This window comes from Arthrobacter sp. D1-29 (genome assembly GCF_054130585.1).
Map to the genome: position 1 here is coordinate 1,890,385 of NZ_CP096383.1, position 18,195 is coordinate 1,908,579.

General features: G+C 66.8%; 12 protein-coding genes. 7 read left to right on the forward strand and 5 right to left on the reverse strand.

What is annotated here, in order from left to right; genetic code table 11:
• Nucleotides 1-54 precede the first annotated feature (54 nt).
• Nucleotides 55-1,056: a M56 family metallopeptidase gene (locus tag M1E17_RS08775; protein WP_457966776.1), complete on the reverse strand. Its 1,002-nt coding sequence runs from the start codon at nt 1,054-1,056 to the stop codon at nt 55-57.
• Nucleotides 1,057-1,062: 6 nt separating this feature from the next.
• The gene (locus M1E17_RS08780; RefSeq protein WP_457966777.1) at nt 1,063-1,449 is read right to left on the reverse strand and encodes a BlaI/MecI/CopY family transcriptional regulator; all 387 of its coding nucleotides are present in this window, start codon (nt 1,447-1,449) and stop codon (nt 1,063-1,065) included.
• A 266-nt stretch (nt 1,450-1,715) separates the two neighbouring features.
• Here M1E17_RS08780 and M1E17_RS08785 point away from each other — a divergent pair, with 266 nt between their 5' ends.
• From M1E17_RS08785 to cydD, 3 genes are read left to right on the forward strand one after another with little or no spacing between them, the layout of a single operon-like run.
• Nucleotides 1,716-3,320 carry a cytochrome ubiquinol oxidase subunit I gene (locus tag M1E17_RS08785; protein WP_457966778.1) on the forward strand — a complete coding sequence of 535 codons (1,605 nt, stop codon included), beginning with the start codon at nt 1,716-1,718 and terminating at the stop codon, nt 3,318-3,320.
• A 22-nt stretch (nt 3,321-3,342) separates the two neighbouring features.
• On the forward strand, nt 3,343-4,392 hold the full coding sequence (gene cydB, locus M1E17_RS08790; protein ID WP_457966779.1) for a cytochrome d ubiquinol oxidase subunit II: 1,050 nt from the start codon (nt 3,343-3,345) through the stop codon (nt 4,390-4,392).
• 1 nt (nt 4,393) lies between these two features.
• Nucleotides 4,394-7,924 carry a thiol reductant ABC exporter subunit CydD gene (gene cydD / locus M1E17_RS08795; RefSeq protein ID WP_457966780.1) on the forward strand — a complete coding sequence of 1,177 codons (3,531 nt, stop codon included), beginning with the start codon at nt 4,394-4,396 and terminating at the stop codon, nt 7,922-7,924.
• 105 nt (nt 7,925-8,029) lie between these two features.
• Here the strand turns inward: cydD and M1E17_RS08800 are convergent, their stop codons facing one another.
• Complete coding sequence (locus M1E17_RS08800) at nt 8,030-8,548, reverse strand: DinB family protein (protein ID WP_457966781.1); 519 nt, start codon at nt 8,546-8,548, stop codon at nt 8,030-8,032.
• A 9-nt stretch (nt 8,549-8,557) separates the two neighbouring features.
• A complete protein-coding gene (locus M1E17_RS08805) occupies nt 8,558-11,071 on the reverse strand; it encodes a DNA gyrase/topoisomerase IV subunit A (protein ID WP_457966782.1) in 2,514 nt (837 codons plus the stop codon).
• Nucleotides 11,072-11,137: 66 nt separating this feature from the next.
• On the opposite strand from M1E17_RS08805, the gene M1E17_RS08810 reads away from it, so the two are divergent.
• From M1E17_RS08810 to M1E17_RS08825, 4 genes are read left to right on the forward strand one after another with little or no spacing between them, the layout of a single operon-like run.
• Entirely contained in the window at nt 11,138-13,861 is a 2,724-nt protein-coding gene (locus M1E17_RS08810; RefSeq protein WP_457966783.1) for a bifunctional acetate--CoA ligase family protein/GNAT family N-acetyltransferase, read from the forward strand.
• A gap of 42 nt (nt 13,862-13,903) precedes the next feature.
• Nucleotides 13,904-14,650: a DUF5998 family protein gene (locus tag M1E17_RS08815; RefSeq protein ID WP_457966784.1), complete on the forward strand. Its 747-nt coding sequence runs from the start codon at nt 13,904-13,906 to the stop codon at nt 14,648-14,650.
• A 1-nt stretch (nt 14,651) separates the two neighbouring features.
• Nucleotides 14,652-15,887 carry an alkaline phosphatase family protein gene (locus tag M1E17_RS08820; RefSeq protein ID WP_457967655.1) on the forward strand — a complete coding sequence of 412 codons (1,236 nt, stop codon included), beginning with the start codon at nt 14,652-14,654 and terminating at the stop codon, nt 15,885-15,887.
• Nucleotides 15,880-16,596: a thymidine kinase gene (locus M1E17_RS08825; RefSeq protein ID WP_457966785.1), complete on the forward strand. Its 717-nt coding sequence runs from the start codon at nt 15,880-15,882 to the stop codon at nt 16,594-16,596. The genes M1E17_RS08820 and M1E17_RS08825 overlap by 8 nt, the downstream gene beginning before the upstream one ends.
• A 24-nt stretch (nt 16,597-16,620) precedes the next feature.
• Here M1E17_RS08825 and sepH read toward each other — a convergent pair whose 3' ends face one another.
• Nucleotides 16,621-18,060: a septation protein SepH gene (sepH, locus tag M1E17_RS08830; RefSeq protein ID WP_457966786.1), complete on the reverse strand. Its 1,440-nt coding sequence runs from the start codon at nt 18,058-18,060 to the stop codon at nt 16,621-16,623.
• Nucleotides 18,061-18,195: the final 135 nt, after the last annotated feature.

An 18,195-nucleotide genomic window follows, 5' to 3' on the forward strand; every position in this document is an offset into this window, starting at 1 on the left:
GGAAGGCCGGACTCAGTCCGGGAAGGCCGGGACTCAGTCCAGCCCGGCCCTAACTCAGCCCAGGAGGCCCGGAACGATCAGAAGGGCTGTAGGCAGGGCGAGGAGCAGCACGCAGCCGGCCAGAACGGCCCCCTGGGCGGCGGCGGGCAGCTCCGGCTGCGGTGACAGCAGGCGGCTGACGCGCGAGGCCGTGGTGCGGGCAGAGTCGGAGCCCGCAATTCCGGGCGTCTCCAGCCCGGCCAGGCCCGGATTGGCGTCCCCTGGACGTATGCCTGCAGACGCAGCGGCGTCGCCACTGCTGCCGGCACTGCCACTCGCGACGATCGCGATGGCCTTGATCAGTGTTGCCTTGCTTTCTGTTTTCAGGGCAACGTCGTCGGCCAGCATTTCGATGAGCGAGTTCACTGACTCCTGGGCCAGCCGGGTGGTGGGAAGCCAGGGCAGTGCCTGGCGCCAAGCGGCGAAGGCCCACAGCAGGAGGTGATGGCGCTGGCTCAGGTGGGCGTTCTCGTGGATCAGGACGGCCCGCAGCTCGTCGGGTTCCAGGGCCGCCATGAGGCCGTCCGAAAGCACGGTGACCGAACGGGCCCCGCCGGGCAGGCAGTAGGCCACGGGCGAGTCATGGCTGATGACCACCGTCCCGGCACCTTCAGCGGAGGGGGAGGCCAGCAGGGCCAGGAGCTCGCGGTGCCGGCGGCGCTGCCGCTCGATCCTGTAGTAGGTGAGCAGCAGGGTAAAGACCAGGTGGGCCGTCAACAGCGCAGCCGCGGACAGGGCAAAGATATGCCAGAAGCCCAGGGCCGTGGTGGGGGCATTGAACAGCACCATCCCGGCGAGCGCGCGCAGGCCCGCGATCAGGTTGTCGCCAATGGGTTCCAGCCCATACACCAGCATGGCGCCAATCATGGACAGGCCACCGGCCAGTGCGATGGCCTGCCAGAGAAGCATCGCCGTAAAAGGGGAGCGCGCAGGCCATTGGGCACGCGAAAGGAGGATAGGCACCGGCCAAGCCAGGACTATCGCAAGGACCGCCAGCAGGTATGAGGTCCAGAACATGGTCCGCTAGATGTGGCCAAGCAGTTTGCGCAGTGTTTCGGCTTCATTTTCAGTCACGGACCCAATAAAGCGTGCCAGCACGGCTTCACGGTCGGGTGCGGATCCCAGCACCTCGTGCATGAGTTCGGCCGTGTGGTCCTCCCGGCTGGAGATTGCCTGGTAGCGGTGCGGCCGGGTGCCGCGTTCGCGCTCGACGAGGCCTTTTTTCTCCAGCCGCGACAGCACGGTCAGCACCGTGGTGACGGCCAGTTCCTTGCCTTCGTGGCCTGCTGAGCCACCCTGGGCCTCGGTGCTGTGCGCGAGCCTGTCACGCAAAGTGTTGGCGGTGGCTGCTCCCTGGCCCGCCCAGAGCAGGTCCATCACTGCCCGTTCAAGTTCACCAAGACTGGCCATTCCATACATCCTTAAGATTCCCCGCACCGCCTGGCCCCAGGCCAGTGATGACTGCAAACGAGCACTACAACTACAGAAACAAATTTACCCCGTTTCCGGCGCAGTTTCTACGTCAGGTAGAACACACGGCGGGCCCGGAGCCTTGTAGGGGCCCGCTGAGGGTGGAAAAGTTGGTTTACAGCGCCGGTCGCAGTGTTCTACACTCGGTAGAAGTCAAAGTTCTACGGATCGTAGAAAAGTTCGCCCCGCCAACAGTAGGGACTGCCTTGGACGCCTTGGAAATCGCACGCTGGCAATTCGGCATCACCACCGTTTACCACTTCATGATGGTGCCGCTCACCATCGGGCTTGGCCTGGTGGTGGCAGTCATCCAAACGGCCTGGCACCGCACGGGTAAGCCCGAATACCTGCGGATGACCAAGTTCTGGGGAAAGCTGTTCCTCATCAACTTCATCATGGGTGTGGCCACCGGGATCGTCCAGGAATTCCAGTTCGGCATGGCGTGGAGTGAGTACAGCCGGTTTGTTGGCGACGTGTTTGGGGCGCCGCTGGCACTGGAGGCACTGCTGGCGTTCTTCGTGGAGTCCACGTTCCTGGGGCTGTGGATCTTCGGCTGGAAGCAGCTGAAGCCCGGCATCCACCTGGCCTGCCTGTGGATCGCCGTGGTGGGTTCGGCCTTCTCCGCCTACTTCATCATTGTGGCGAACAGCTGGATGCAGCACCCCGTTGGCGTGGAGATGGTCAACGGCCGGCCGGTCATGACCGACGCGTGGGCGGTCTTCACCAACAACACCGCCCTCGTTGCCGTACCGCACACACTGTTTGGTGCCCTGGCCGTGGCCGGCGGCTTCCTGCTGGGCATCGCCTGGTACCACCTGTGGCGAAGGCGGCGCGACGGCGTTGACATCATCGGTGCCGACGGCAAGGTCATCCCCGGTGAAGCAGCGGACATCCCCGGCCGTGACCGCGCCGACCACAACGTCTGGATCCGCTCGCTGCGCATCGGCGCCGTCGTCGCCATGATCTCCTTTGCCGGGACCGCCATCACCGGCGACCTGCAGGGAAAACTGATGTTTGAACAGCAGCCCATGAAGATGGCTGCCGCGGAGGCCGCCTGCCACGACGGCACCGGCTTCTCCGTCCTCAGCGTGGGCAACGTCGGATCGAAGAACTGCGATGACATCGTGGCCGTGATCGAGGTTCCCGGAATCCTGTCCTTCCTGGCCAAGGGCGACTTCACCACGGAGGTCAAGGGCGTCAACAGCCTCCTGGACCAGTACAAGGCGGATTACGGAACCAACCTGCCGGACAACCCGATCTACGGCGACCGCGCGGGCCAGGAAATCGAATACGTTCCGGTCATGGAGGTCACCTACTGGGGCTTCCGGATGATGATCGGATTCGGCGGAATCGCGGCCCTGGCTGCGCTGATTGCGCTGTGGGTGACGCGCAGAGGCACGGTTCCGGAATCGCGCTGGCTCATGCGGCTGGCCGTGTTCGGCATCCTGGCGCCGTTCGGCGCCAACGCGGCCGGCTGGATCTTTACCGAAATGGGCCGGCAACCGTTTGTGGTGGCACCCAACCCGGACCTGAACGGCATCGACCAGGTGTTTATGTTCACTGCCGCCGCCGTGTCACCAGGCGTGTCGGCCGGGGAACTCCTCACCTCCCTGGTGGTGCTCACAGCCATCTACGCCGCCCTGCTGGTGGTGGAAGTGAAGCTGCTGGTCAGGTACGTCAGGGGCGGGGTGGTCTCGGCGATGCCGGAACTCGCCCATGCGCCGGTGGACGAAAACGAGGACGCCACCCCCGGGCCGGACGGTCCCGGCAACGGAAAGAACACCGACGACGTCCTGGCGTTCGCCTACTAAGAAGAGCTGAGGAAACTCGACAATGGAACTGCTGCCCACTCTCTGGTTCATCATCATTGCGGTGCTGTGGACCGGATACCTTTTCCTTGAAGGCTTTGACCTTGGCGTGGGAATGCTGATAAAGCTGTTCGCCCGCAACAACACCGAGCGCCGGGTGCTGCTGAACACCATCGGGCCTGTCTGGGACGGCAACGAAGTCTGGCTGATCACGGCAGGCGCCGCAACCTTTGCCGCCTTCCCGCTCTGGTATGCCTCGCTCTTCTCCGCCCTGTACCTTCCGCTGCTGGTGGTGCTGGTGGCACTCATCTTCCGTGCTGTGGCCTTCGAGTACCGGGGGAAGGTGGACAACGACAGCTGGCGCGCCCGCTGGGACTGGGCCATCGCCCTGGGTTCATTCCTGGCAGCCTTCGGCGTCGGCGCCGCGCTGGCGCTCACCACCACCGGACTTCCGCTCAACGCCAACGGTGACCGCGAGGGCGGCCCGTTCGCCTGGTTCAGCTGGTACGCCGTGCTCGGCGGCCTGGCCGTGGTGTGCTTCTCCCTGCTGCACGCCCTCGCGTTCCTGGCACTGAAGACCGACGGCGACGTGCGGCACCGCGCGCGCCGCTGGTTCATCCGGATGCTTCCGCTGCTGCTGCTCCCGCTGGCGGGCTGGGCCGTCAGCATCCAGGTCCTGGACGGGAAGCCGTGGACCTGGGCCGCGGTCCTCCTTGCGGTAGCGGCAGCCGCCGCTGCCTGGATGATGGCCCGCAAGGGGAGTGAAGGCAGGGCTTTTGCAGCGCTTGGAGCCTTCCTGGTGCTGGGCAGCGCGTCCATCTTCGCCGCGGTTTTCCCGGTGGTCCTGCCGTCCACCCTCAACCCTGCGTTTGACCTGACCATCTCCAACGCGTCGTCCTCGGACTACACGCTCGGGCTGATGAGCGTTGTGGCCGCCGTCGGCCTGCCCTTGGTCATTGCGTACCAGGCCTGGACCTACTGGGTCTTCCGGCGGCGCGTCAGTGCCCAGCACATCCCGGAGGCGCACAGCTTCGTGCCGGCCATTGCGGCCAAGGCCTTCACCACGAAGGGCTGACATGCGCCCGGACTTCCCGGCCGGACCGGCCACCCGCTCCGCCCTCTACTGGCTGGGCCTGCTTGCCGCCCTGAAGGCGCTGTCCCTGGTCCTGATGGGCCAGGCGGTGGCCGCCATGCTGGCAGGGCTGGCAACCGCAGATGCTGACTGGCAGGACCAGCTCCCCTGGGGGCTGGCCGGGGTTGTCCTGAGGTCCGGCACGGTATGGGCGCAGGGCATCGCTGCCCGCCGCGCCGCCCTGGGCATCAAGGAGGAACTGCGCTCGGCGCTGCTGCAGCGTGCCCTCCGCAACGGTGCGCGGAGCACAGGCCCGGCCGACGGCGGACTCGCCGTCCTGGCGACCCGCGGGCTGGACGCCCTGGACAGCTACTACACCCAGTTCCTGCCTGCGCTGGTGAACTGCGCTGCCATTCCGCTGCTTCTCGGCGCCCGGATCCTGTTCGCGGATTGGGTCAGTGCCGTGGTCATTGTCCTCACGGTTCCCCTGGTCCCCGTCTTCATGGTGCTGATCGGCCGGTACACCGAGGACAACGTCAGGGAGGCCCAGGCCGCCCTTGCCCGGCTGTCCGCGCACATGCTCGAGCTCGCCAAGGGACTGCCGGTTCTCGTGGGCCTCGGCCGGGCCACCGCCCAGCGCAAGGCCCTGGAGGAGATCTCGGAGGAATACCGTGCCAGGACCATGGGAACGCTGCGGACAGCCTTCCTGTCGGCACTGGCACTGGAACTGATAGCCACCATCTCCGTTGCAGTGGTGGCCGTTTTCATCGGCGTGCGCCTGGTCCACGGGGACATGGCCCTCGAGGCCGGGCTCCTGGCCCTGATCCTGGCCCCGGACTGCTACCTACCGCTGCGCGAACTGGGCATGGCCCACCACGCCAGCGACGACGGCCGTGCGGCGCTCGCGGAGACGAGGGCGGTCACCGGGGCGCCGGAGCCGCAGCCGCTGCCCGCTGGTGCGCCTGATGGCGGCTCTGACTCCGATCTCACCGTCACCAATCTCACCGTCACCTATGAGGGACGGTCCGTTCCCGCCGTCGGGCCCGTGAGCTTCACTGTCCCCCAAGGCCGGATTACTGCCCTGGACGGTCCCAGCGGGACGGGCAAGAGCACCATCCTCGGTGTACTGGCAGGGACGGTCGGCGACGGTGCCGGCACCCGGGTCACCGGCAGCATCACCAACCTCGACCGGGACAGCATTGCCTGGGTTCCGCAGCATCCGGTAATGGTGGCGGAGACCGTCCGGGATGAGGTTCTGCTGTACCTCACCCTGGGTGAGGCGGACCATGCCGGCGCCACGGCGGAGGCTGCGGCGTTGGAATGCCTGGCCGCGGCGGCGGCAGGCCATCTCGCCGGAAAACATCCCGCCGAACTGAGTCCCGGCGAGCTGCGGCGGGTGGCACTGGCGCGCGGCCTGGCCCGCCTCCGCGCCGGCGCATCCGTTCTCCTGCTCGACGAACCCACGGCCCACCTGGACAGGGTGTCGGCAGCGCGTGTACAGGAGGCGATCCTCAGCCTTCGCGGACGCGTCACTGTCATCTTGGTGGCCCACGACCGGCAGACGCGGGAGCTGGCCGACCACCTGGTTCCGGTCTCCGCCAATGGCGCAACGGAATCCGCACCGCCGGCCTTCGCAAACACTGTTGCACAGGGCGGCGACGCGGGAGCTCCACTGGCGCCTTCTCCGGCCGGTCCCGCGGCCAGTCCTCCGATTAGTCCTCCAGCAGGCCTGCCGGCTCTGCCAGAAAGGACAGATCCGTTGCCCCGGCAGCGGCAGTCCTCCTCAACCCGGCTTCTGATGGGGCTGCTGCAGCCTGTGGCCGGACTGTTTTCCGGCGCTGCAGCGGTGGGGACACTCGCCGCGATCTTCGCTGTGGCGCTCTCCGGACTGTCCGGGTGGCTCATCATCAGGGCAAGTGAGCAGCCGCCCATCCTGTATCTCCTGACAGCCATCGTCGGCGTGCGGTTCTTCGGGATCGGGCGCGCTGTCCTCCGCTACTGCGAACGGCTCCTGCTCCACGAAGCCGTGTTCGCCGCCCTGACCAGGCTCCGCGGCCGGCTGTGGGAATCCCTGAGCCGGAAGGCGCTCTCGCTCCGACGCCTGCTGCAGGGCGGCAACGTCCTCAGCACAGTGATTGACGACGTCGATAATGTCCGCGACCTCCTCCCGCGCGTGGTGCTTCCTCCGCTGACGGCGCTCGCTGTGGGTGTGGGCAGCCTGGTGGCCGCCGGACTCCTGGTCCCGGCAGCCTTTTGGGCCGCGGCAGCCGCGACGGGCGCAAGCATCCTGGTGGCCCCGGCCGCCGCGCTGTGGGGGGACCGGAAATCCGCCAGCGCCGAACAGAGCCTGCGCCGCGGTGTGCTCCGCCGTACTGCGGCAGCCCTGGATGCCAGGGCAGAGCTTCAGGTGAATGGAGCAGCTGCGGCGGTGCTTGCCGAACTTGCTGCCCAGGACCGTGCGGCCACACGGGCGTCCCAGCGGTCGGCCTGGGCGGAAGGAATTGGCCAGGCCATAACCGTGGCGGCCTGTGGCATTGCCGCCCTTGCCAGCGCTGTCCTGGCAGCACCGCAGGTACTGGCGGGGACCCTGCCTCCCGCCACCGCTGCTGTCCTGGTCCTGCTGCAGCTCGCGCTGGTGGAGCCCTACGCAGCTGTCACGACGGCGGTGCGCCAGTTCCCTGCCCTCAGGACGGTCCTGCGCCGGATAGGCCAGTCAGGGTCGCTGGAGAGCGCGCCGGAGGACAGCGGCAGCGGTGTCCCGAAAGACAGGGCCCTGAGAGAAGGTGTCCTGAAAGACGGTGTCCTGAAAAACGCTGAAGATGACGGCCGGGCGACTGTCCTGGAGCGCGCCGGCGGGGACGCAGGGATTGAGCTTGAGGACGTTGAGGCGGCCTGGCCGGGAGGGAGCCCCGTGTTCTCCGGGGTGTCAGTCACCGCCGCACCTGGCCGCTGGTTGACCCTGACAGGCCCGTCAGGTGCCGGCAAGTCGACCCTGCTGTCGGTCCTGCTGGGTTTCCTTCCGGCCGCCCGCGGACGTGTCCGGGTTACGGGGAGGGCCGCCTGGTGTCCACAGGAAGCACACTTGTTTGACTCCACGCTGCGGGGGAACCTGCTGCTGGGACGGCCAGCCACCGGTAAGCCTGCGGAGGGCGCCGCGGACAGCGGCGCGGACGACGCCGCAATGGCGGCGGCCCTTTCAGCGGTTGGACTCAGCGGCCTGGTGTCCCGGCTACCCGCCGGGCTGGACACCCGGATTGGTCCCGGAGGTTCCTTCTTCAGCGGTGGTGAACGCCAGCGGCTGGCCGTCGCCCGGACGCTCATGACGGGGGCGGAGGTGATCCTGCTGGATGAACCCACGGCCCACCTGGACGCCGAGGCAGGGCGCGCCATGCTGGCGGACCTGAGGGCCGGGTTGAAAGACCGCACAGTTGTCCTGGTCACCCACAACCCGGCGGACATCCATCCGGAGGACGCCTTGCTGGACCTGGCCCCTGCATCCTTCCGGGCCGGCGCCATTCTGGCAGCCGCCCCCTAGGAAACGTTCCGGCTCAGCTGTTCTTTCGTGCTTACCCGTCCCACCTCAGCCGTCGGCGTCTCAACCGTTTACAGCTCAGCCGTCCACGCCTCAGCCATCACACGCTTACCCATCCACGTCGTGGAGGTGGTGGACGACGTCGTGCAGGAAGTACTGCGCCAAGGTCAGGACGGTGAACTCCGAACCGTTGCTCCGCAGTCCCTTCCGGCCCCACTCCGACTGGCGGACCCCGGCAAAGGATTCAGCGACCTGCTCACCTTCTGCCGTCAGCTCCGCACTGACCACTGCGGGATCGGCGCTGGCGTAGTCCTTGTCCACGGCGGTCCTGTCCTGGTCCCAGTTCTCGAACCGGGCGTCGTCGCCGTCGAGCATCAGGTTAAGGCGCTGATCAAAAAGGCTGAACACATCGCGGACATGGCAGGCGTATTCCAGGGCGGACCAGGTACTTTCATCCGGCCGCTCGCCCACGTCCGGCCGGCGAAGGACCGACCGCCAGCGGGGCAGCATGTTGCGCACAGTGCCCGGAACCGTTGACGGGGTGACCGTGGAGGCATCAAAGGAGCACTCGGGGCAGGGCCGTGAAAGGACCCAGGTCCAGTCTTTTTCATCAGGAATGATAGGCATGGCAGCAGTCTAGGCCGGATCAGGATCGGGCCACGCCATGGCAGGGCCGATCACATCAACAGGCTGGGACAGCGGAATGCCGGACCCGTCTCGACGGCCGTGCTCCTGCGGCAGTGACCTGGCTACGCCTGCGAGGGAGGAGGCCTTGGCCGGCCCGTGCCCTGCCCAGGCGAGCAGCAGCGTGTCCTCGCCCTTGAGGAACCTGTGGGCCCGGACGCCGGCCGTGGCACGGCCCTTTGCCGGGTATTCCGCGAAGGCGGTGACTTTCGCCGTGCCCGGGGCGGTCCCCGGGAGGGCGCCGTTCGTGCCCGCGATGGTGACCACCACAGCGTCGCCGTCGTCCGGCGCCACAGCATTGAAGAACACCACCTCGTCATCGGCGGCCAGTTTGATCCCGGCCATCCCGCCGGCGGTCCGGCCCTGGGGCCGGACGTTTCCGGCCCCGAACCTGAGCAGCTGCGCCTGACGGGTCAGGAACACCAGCTCGGTGTCCTCCGATCCTGCCGCGGCCACTCCCACCACCGAGTCCTTGTCCTTGAGCGCGATGACCTCCCAGTCCTCGCGGTTCAGCGGATAGTCAGGCTGCACGCGTTTGACCACGCCTTGGGCTGTGCCGATGGCCAGGACCTCGTCCAGCGGCGCGAACGCCACCAGCGATTCGCCTTTCAGGAGCGTAATGAAGTCCTTGGCCTGCACACCGCCGGCAAGGTTGGGCAGCCCTGACATCGGAGGCAGCATCGGCATGTCCATCACCTGCAGGCGAAGCATCCGGCCCTGGGACGTGACCGCGGCAATCTCGCCCCGGGCGGACGTCTTGAGCACAGAGCGGAACACGTCATGCTTGGACCGCGGACCCGATTCGGCGAGGGGGTCCTGGTTGGAGGTGCGGGCGATCTGGCCGGAGGCGGTGAGGATGGCCCAGCAGGGGTCATCGGCGATCTCCAAGGCAAGGGGCGCAGGCTTTCCCTTGCCATTGGTTGCGGCCAGGGCAGCGGCGACCGTGGGGGAGACCGCCTCCGATTCCAGCAGGACCGTCCGCCGGGGTGTCCCGTACTTTTCGGCGATCTCGCCCAGCTCCCCGGACACCAGGTCGCGGAGCCGTTCCTCGGACGCCAGGATGGCCTCGAGTTCCGCGATCTCCCGTCGCAGCTCGTCCTGTTCCTTCTCCAGCTCCAGCCGGGAATACTTGGTCAGCTGGCGGAGCCGCAGCTCAAGGATGTAGTTGGCCTGGATCTCGGACAGGTCGTAAATGGACATCAGCCGGACCCGGGCTGCCGCGGCCTCATCCGAGGAACGGATGATCTGGATGACCTCGTCGATGTCCACGATGGCGATGAGGAGGCCCTCCACCAGGTGCAGGCGGTCCTGCTTCTTTCCCAGCCGGAACGCGGTGCGGCGCCGCACCACGTTGATCCGGTGGCCGACGTAAACGGAAAGCAGCTCCACGAGTCCCAGGGTCTGCGGCTGGCCGTCCACAAGCGTGACGTTGTTGATGCCGAAGGAGTCTTCCATGGGCGAGTAGCGGTACAGCTGCTGCAGCACCGCGTTCGGGTTGAAGCCGTTCTTCAGCTCAATGACCAGCCGAAGGCCGTGCTTGCGGTCCGTCAGGTCAACGATGTCACTGATCCCCGTCAGCTTCTTGCCGTTGACGGCGTCCTTGATCTTCTCGATCACCTTCTCCGGCCCCACCATGTACGGAAGCTCGGTGACCACCAGGCCGGTGCGGCGGGCCGAGAGCTGCTCGATTTCCACCTTGGCGCGGGTCTTGAAGGAACCGCGTCCGGTGGCGTAGGCATCGCGGATGCCGTCCAGGCCCACAATCCGTCCGCCGGTAGGAAGATCAGGCCCGGGCACAAATCTCATGAGGTCATCGAGGGTGGCGTCCGGGTGCGCGATGAGGTGCCGTGCGGCCGAGATGACCTCCACCAGGTTGTGCGGGGCCATGTTGGTGGCCATGCCCACGGCGATTCCTGTGGCTCCGTTGACCAGCAGGTTGGGGAAGGCCGCCGGCAGCACATCAGGCTGGGTCAGCTGGTTGTCGTAGTTGGGGACAAAGTCCACCACGTCTTCGTCAAGGTGGTCCGTCAGCGTCAGCGCAGCTGCCGCGAGGCGGGCTTCGGTGTACCGCGGAGCCGCCGGTCCGTCGTCGAGCGATCCGAAGTTGCCGTGCCCGTCGATGAGCGGCAGCCGCAGCGAAAAGTCCTGGGCCATGCGCACCAGGGCGTCGTAGATGGCCGTGTCGCCATGGGGGTGAAGCTTGCCCATGACCTCGCCCACCACACGCGCGCTCTTGACGTGGCCGCGGTCCGGGCGCAGGCCCATCTCGCTCATCATGTAGAGAATCCGGCGCTGGACCGGCTTGAGGCCGTCGCGGGCGTCGGGCAGGGCCCTGGAGTAGATCACCGAATAGGCGTACTCCAGGAAGGAGCCTTCCATCTCGGACGTGACATCTATGTCCACGATGTTCTCGGTGTAATCCTGGTTGGAATCCACTGCTGGGGCTGAACTTTGGCGGCGGGCCATGGGGCTGGTAAATCCTTCTGGGGGGACTCAGGGCGTACTTCGGGAGTTTTTGGCTAGGCTAAGCCTATGGTGGATCAGCCCGGGGACGGCATATATCCGGAACATTGGGAAGCCGATGTCGTCCTGCGGGACGGCGGAACCGCCCACTTGAGACCCATCCATCCTACCGATTCCGAGGCCGTCCAGACCTTTCACACCGGACAGTCCCAGAACTCGATCTATATGCGGTTCTTTGCGTTCAAGGCACGGCTGTCCAGCAAGGAACTCAGGCGATTCACCGAAGTGGACTACAAGGACCGGGTTGCCTTTGTGATTACCATCGGCGGCGAAATCATTGGCATCGGCCGTTACGACAGGCTCGATGATCCTGCCGAAGCCGAGGTCGCCTTCAACATCGCCGACGCACACCAGGGCCGCGGCATAGGATCGATCCTCCTGGAGCACCTCGCCGCCGCCGCCCACGAAAACGGCATCCGCCGGTTCAGCGCCGAGGTGCTGCCGGAAAACCGCAAGATGCTGATGGTGTTCTCCGACGCCGGATATGACGTCCGGCGCCATTTCGACGACGGCGTGGTGAGCCTGGAGTTCAACATCGACCCCACGGAGAAATCCCGTGCCGTGATGGAGTCCCGCGAGCACCGTGCGGAGGCGCGCAGCGTGCGGGACCTGCTGGCGCCGTCGTCGGTGGCCGTGATCGGCGCCAGCCGGAAATGGGGCACGGTGGGATACCAGCTGCTGGAGCACATTATTGAAGGCGGCTTTCCCGGGCCGGTCTACGCCATCAATCCGGAGGCCCTGGAGCTCGCCGGAATGCTGTCCTTTGCCAGCCTCGCCGACGTTCCGGACCCCGTCCAGCTGGCCATCATCGCCGTCCCCTACGAAGAAGTGGACTCCGTGGCGGACGACTGCGCCGCCGCGGGAGTCAAGGGGATGGTGGTTGCCTCCGCGGGGTTTGCCGACGACGGCGAACGCGGCCTCGCCCGCCAGCGGGAGCTGGTACGGAAGGCCCGCGCCAATGGCATGCGGGTCATCGGCCCGGCCTCGCTGGGAATCGTCAACACCCACCCGGACGTATCCCTGAACGCGTCGATGGCCCCCGCCCTCCCGCGGCGTGGCGGGCTGGGACTGTTCAGCCAGTCCGCGGCCATTGGTGTCTCGCTCTACGCAGCATCAAGCCGGCGCAGGATGGGCATCTCCACCTTCCTTTCGGCCGGCAACAGGGCCGACGTCTCCGGTAACGACATGATGCAGTTCTGGGAGGACGACGCCGGCACCGCCGCTGTGGGGCTCTACCTGGAGTCGATCGGCAACCCGCGCAAATTTTCCCGCCTCGCCCGGCGGCTGGCACGCATCAAGCCGGTGATTGTGGCCAAGTCCGAAACCATGGGCCTGAGGCTGCCGCCCGGCCACGCCGTCCGCACCACCCAGGCGCCGGCGGGCGCGCTTGACGCGATGATGCGGCAGGCGGGGGTGATCCGGGTGGAGACGATCGAACAGCTTATGGACGTGGCCCAGATCGTGTCAGGCCAGCCGTTGCCCGCTGGGCCGGAAGTTGCTGTCTTCAGCAATTCCCTGGCCCTGGGCAAGGTAGTGGCGGACAGCGCCTCCTCGCAGGGCCTCACGGTGGAGCGCATCATCACGGACGTGGATCTCGACGCCGGCATGTCCCTTGCGTTGCCGGCTCTCCGCCGGAGCCTGCAGGAAGCACTGGCATCCGAACAGGTCCACGCGGTGGTGGCCGCACTGCTTCCCGCCAGAGGACTCACCGTGGAAAATATCGCCGAGGTCCTGGCAGAGTGTTCGGCAGGGGCGGGGAAGCCGGTGGTGGCCGCCTTCACCGGCATACTGGACCCCTCTGTCTATGTCGAGGGCATGGTAGGAGGCGGACCCGGGGACGGCGCCGGCCCTGGGGACGCCACGGCGCCCGTTCAGGCTGTGCCCTGCTTCTCAAATGCCGGCGCGGCCGTGGCTGCGCTCGCCGCCGTGGTGAGGTACTCCGAATGGGTGGCGCGGGACCAGGGCCACTTTGTGGAACCTGACGGCTGCGACCCCGAAGCCGCACGGCTTCAGCTTGAGGTCCTGCTGCGGGACGTCCAGGGTGAGCAGCTCAAGAAGCTGGATCCGGACGAGGTGGCCACACTGCTGGGGCATTACGGCATTGAGGTTCTCCCGTCCGCAGGCTTTGACACGCCGGAGCAGGCCGTCGAAGCCGCCAACACGCTGGGCTGGCCGGTGGCACTGAAGACCACCGAACCGGCACTGCGCCACCGCCTGGACCTTGGCGGCGTCCGCCTGGACATTCAGGACCAGGAGTCCCTGCGGCTCAATATCCAGCAGATGCGCCGTGCACTCTCCGCATACGGTTCACCCGGGCTGGAGGTGCAGTCGATGGCACCGGTAGGCCAGGCCTGCACCTTCCGCGCCATCGAGGACCCGCTGCTCGGGCCGGTGATCTCCTTCGGGCTGGCCGGTGATGCCGTCAACCTGCTTGACGACTGGGCGCACCGTGTCCCGCCGCTGTCCGCAGCCGACGTGAAGGACTTCATTCGCGGCCCACGGGCGGCCCGCAAGCTTTTTGGCTACCAGGGTTTGCCCGCAGTGGATGTTGCGGCCCTGGAGGAGCTGGCCGGACGGCTGGCGTGGCTGAAGGACAACCATCCGGAGATTGCGCTGGTGGAGTTCAATCCGGTGCTGTGCGGGCCGCAGGGCGCGTCAATCCTTGCTGCGGACATTCGAATCGGGAACGCGGCGCACCGTACGGACAGCGCCCGCCGGGCCATGCTGGGGTAACCGCGGTTAGCAACTCCCGGGCCGATCTGTGAAAATGGGGGAATGAGCTCACAGCCTCCCACGTCGGCGCCTCAAACGCCCGGCAATGATAACCAGGCAGCCCACCACTCCAGCTCACACAGCCACAGCGCCCAGGGCCAAAGCCTGGAAGGGGCGCTCCAGAAGGCAGGTTTCTACCCGCGCCTGGTGTCCGACGTTGTGGATGACGCCCTCGACGGCCGCGACTGCGTTGCCCACCTGGTCCACCTGGAGACCCACTTTGACCGGGCAGAGGTCCGCCGCCACATCACCGTCCTGGTGCTCACCGCGGACATGCTGGTTATCACGCATGTGGACGACCAGCAGCTGGATGAGGCCGGCGAGCAAATCGTGGCCCAGATTTCCACCGAGTCCGTCCCGGTTGCCCAGATCCGCTCCGTGGTGCTTAGTTACATGTATTCCCAGCCGCAGGACTACAAGCCTTCCGATCCGGTGCGCGAGCTGACCTTGGCCATCGCCTGGTCCGGCGGCCAGCGGCTCGACATGGGCCCGGCCAGCTGCGGCGATCCGCAATGCGAGGCGGACCACGGCTACAGCGGCACCATAGCCCAGGAAGACATTGTCCTGCGGATCAGCGCCGAAGCCGATGGGCTGCAGGCAGTCCAGGACGCCAAGCTCTTCGCGAGGGCCCTGCGCGCTGTGAATACCGGTTCCACCGCTCCTGTCCAGCATGCACCGCAGACACTCCAGCCCCGGCCGCGGGCCGGCGTGTTTGGAAACCGCCTCAGCCGCGGACACCAGCAGCGCTGAGATGCCGGACCACGGGAAAATTGCCGTCCCCCCAGCACCTTCTGAACGGAACCGTCCGGCCTTGAACACACCGCCGGCGCCCGCTTTCGGGCAGCGCTCCATCGCCGATGTGCTGACGAGTGCTGCAGCCAGCCTGGGCGTAGAAGGCTTCAGCAACACCCTCGGCCTTCCGCCGGCGTCGCGGGTCTGCGTGGTCCTGGCCGACGGCCTGGGCCGCAACCTCCTGAAGCAGAAGTCGGCCCACACCCCGTTCCTGCGCTCGGTCATGCAGGCCGGGCAGGGCGAGGTCCCGGTGTGGCTGGACTCCACGTTCCCCTCCACCACGGCAGCGGCACTGGCGAGCTTTGGGACCGGTCTGGTACCCGGCCAGCATGGCCTGGTGGGGTTCGATGTGCTGGACCCGGACCAGGACAAAGTGGTGAACATGCTCGGCAACTGGGACGCGGGCGTGGATCCGCTGGCATGGCAGCCGTTTCCCACCGTGTTTGAGCGTGCGGCCGCCTGGGTGGATGTGACAACGGTCAGCCTTCCGCAGTTCAGCACGTCGCCCATGACCCAGGCGGCGCTCCGGGGTGGCCGCTTCATCTCCGCCAACACGTCCCACGCCCGCACCGCAGCTGCCGCCGATGCGATGGCCGCTGCCGGGCCCGCGCTCATGTACTTCTATGTCAACGAGCTGGATAAGGCCGGGCACCGGCATGGGTGCCAGTCCGAACAGTGGGAACACCAGCTGGAGGAACTGGACGCCACGGTCAAGAGGCTCAACAGCTCGCTTCCTGCCGGCACCACCGTGCTGGTGACCGCGGACCACGGCATGCTGGACGTTCCCGAGGGCCAACGGATCGACTACGCCGCGGATCCTGCCCTGATCGAAGGGGTCCGGCACACAGCGGGGGAGCCCCGCATGGTCCACCTCTACCTTGAAGACTGGATGGATGCTTCCGGCCGGGACAGGCTGCTGGACGCCTGGCGTGGCCGCTTTGGCGAGAGGATCTGGGCCTTCACGAGGGAGGAAGCGCTGGCCGCCGGGCTGTTCGGGCCGCTTCGCCCCGCGGTCGGGCCCCGGATCGGGGACATCATGATCGCCGCACGGGATGCCCTTGCCCTCTATGACACCCGCCGCTCGAGGCCCACAGCCATGGAGGTCATCGGCCAGCACGGCTCGTTGACGAAGGCGGAACGGGAAGTGCCGCTGCTGTGCTTCGCTGCGGAGGGCAAGAAGGCCCGCCGTGGCTGAGCTGGTGTTTTTCTCCGGAACCATGGACTGCGGGAAGTCGACGCTGGCCCTGCAGATGGACTATAACCACCGGGCGCGCGGGCGGGGCGGCGTTCGCTTCAGCCGCAATGACCGGGCCGGAGGGTTCCGGATTTCCAGCAGGCTTGGCCTTGAAACGGACGCGGTAGAGGTCCTGGACAGCACCGACTTCTGGGATGAAGTGGTCAGCCGCCGCACCAGGGGAGAGAAGGTGGATTTCCTGATTTGCGACGAAGCACAGTTCTATTCGCCGGACCAAGTGGAGCAGCTGGCCAGGGTGGTGGACGAGATCGACGTCGACGTTTTTGCTTTCGGAATCAGCGCGGACTTCCGCACCCGGCTCTTTCCCGGATCCCAGCGGCTCATTGAACTCGCCGACCGCGTCCAGGTTCTCCAGGTGGAAGCCCTGTGCTGGTGCGGACGGCGCGCCACCCAGAACGCCCGGACGGTGGACGGTGTGATGGTGGTGGAGGGCGCCCAGGTGGTCGTGGGAGATGTGGATATGGCGGTCGATCCCACGGCGTCCAAGGCTGAGGACCACGTCCCGCCGGTGGGCTATGAAACCCTGTGCCGGCGGCACTACATGCGGCGGGTTACGGCGCACGGCGCCAGCATTATGGCCCAGCGGGACCAACTGCTCCCGTTTGAGACGGATGCCTGCCTGTGGCGCGGGTCCGGCGGGGAAGGCTAAACCTGCGGATGCGCGGTCAGGGTGTCAGTCGCCCCTGGTCCCGAAGACGATCTCGTCCCAGGAAGGAATGCTTGAGCGTTTCGGTTTGGCGGGCTGCCGTTCCGGCATCTCTGCATCCTGCTCGTGGTGCGCCCTGGCCGGCGGGTCGTCGGGCGTAGTGGAGCGATGCATGCGCCGCGGGCTCCCGCCGCCCAGCAGTTCGTCAAGGCCCACGCTTGGTGTGGTGTTCCCGGTGTCCGGCGGCGGTGGATCTTCGGACGTGGATGCAGGATTCTTGGTGGAGGCCGGTGGTGTGTACGCCTGCCCGGCGGGGCGGAGCGGGGACGCCACAATGGTGATTTCCCGCGTGTCCGTACTGACGCCGTCGTGCAGTCTCAGTAAGTCCTCCACGTTGTCCCGGTGCGGGGGGATCAGACTCAACCTGGACAGCATGGAAGGCCTTCCCTCGCGCTTCCGCGTGAGCGGATCGGCCTGCACCGCCGGTGCCTCATGCTCGGATCCGGAGGATCCAAGTGTTCCGGCAGGTTCAGAATCCCTGAGTTCCTGATCCTTGTCCTTTTGTGGCTGGTGTTCCTTTTGCTGCTGGCTCAATTCGGAAGGACGTGGATGCGCAGCCGGGACCCCATGGGTCAGGAGCAGGGCCAGGGCGTCGTCGGCGTCCTCATCCACCCCCAGGCGCTGGCCGCGGCGCGAGCGCAGCATGTCCAACAGTCCGTCGGATTCCTTGACCGGCTGCGGACCGCTGTGCGTGGCAGCCGCGTTCCGGGCTGCTGCCGCGCCGGCATCGGTTTCAAAGTCGAAGGGCCGGTCCGAAACGGCCGTCAGACGGCGGGCCGGAACGGGGCCGTCCAGCGGCTCCAGTTCGCTGAGCTGTTGGGCCCAGCGGTTGGCGTTTTGCAGCGCCTTGCGGGCCGGGCTGAACGTCCACAGAGCGGGGGGTTCTTCGCCGATGCCGGGCGTGCCGTCATTTTTCAGCGCGAAACGCGCAACCACTGTCCAGCTGCCGTCGGGCCGCCGCCAGGAGTCCCACTCCACCGAGGAGGGGTCAATGCCGTGCGCCGAAAGCCGGTGGGCCACCATGTCACCCAGTGAGGCAGGGTTGTCGCCGAAAACTGAACGGTACGCGTCATGGCCCGGGGAGGGTGAGGCCACCTCAATCTTGCGCGCCTGCTGGGCCACGTACTCGCGTTCAGCCAGGACAGGTCCCTCGTAGCGCTCAACTTTGGCGAGGGGCAGCCCGGAGAGCTCCGCCACGTCCGCCGCGGTGGCGCCGCTGCGGATCCTTGCCTGGATATCCCGCGGCGACATGGCGATGGGAGCTGTGGCGGCCGATGCCTTCGCCGATGACCGGCTGGCCGCCCGGAGAGCTTCGTCGATCGGCAGCTGGAACATCTCGCCGCCGGCACCGCTCAACAGGAGATGCTCCCCGTCGTCGTGTACGCCTACAAGCCGTAGATCCTGCATGCAAATCCTCCACCCTGGCATTACTATCAATCGAAACTCTGCCACCCGGCTGCACATTTTTGGGTGAGGAGGAAGGGCGCGCCGCGATATTCCGGGAGTTTCCGGCCGCAGGACCCAAGCCGGGCCACGTCCCGG

Excerpts from the sequence above, each read along its gene's own strand:
- M1E17_RS08775 (WP_457966776.1), bottom strand. The coding sequence starts at position 1,056 with ATGTTCTGGACCTCATACCTGCTGGCGGTCCTTGCGATAGTCCTGGCT.
- M1E17_RS08780 (WP_457966777.1), bottom strand. The coding sequence starts at position 1,449 with ATGGCCAGTCTTGGTGAACTTGAACGGGCAGTGATGGACCTGCTCTGG.
- cydB (WP_457966779.1), top strand. The coding sequence starts at position 3,343 with ATGGAACTGCTGCCCACTCTCTGGTTCATCATCATTGCGGTGCTGTGG.
- cydD (WP_457966780.1), top strand. The coding sequence starts at position 4,394 with ATGCGCCCGGACTTCCCGGCCGGACCGGCCACCCGCTCCGCCCTCTAC.
- M1E17_RS08800 (WP_457966781.1), bottom strand. The coding sequence starts at position 8,548 with ATGCCTATCATTCCTGATGAAAAAGACTGGACCTGGGTCCTTTCACGG.
- M1E17_RS08805 (WP_457966782.1), bottom strand. The coding sequence starts at position 11,071 with ATGGCCCGCCGCCAAAGTTCAGCCCCAGCAGTGGATTCCAACCAGGAT.
- M1E17_RS08810 (WP_457966783.1), top strand. The coding sequence starts at position 11,138 with ATGGTGGATCAGCCCGGGGACGGCATATATCCGGAACATTGGGAAGCC.
- M1E17_RS08815 (WP_457966784.1), top strand. The coding sequence starts at position 13,904 with ATGAGCTCACAGCCTCCCACGTCGGCGCCTCAAACGCCCGGCAATGAT.
- M1E17_RS08820 (WP_457967655.1), top strand. The coding sequence starts at position 14,652 with ATGCCGGACCACGGGAAAATTGCCGTCCCCCCAGCACCTTCTGAACGG.
- sepH (WP_457966786.1), bottom strand. The coding sequence starts at position 18,060 with ATGCAGGATCTACGGCTTGTAGGCGTACACGACGACGGGGAGCATCTC.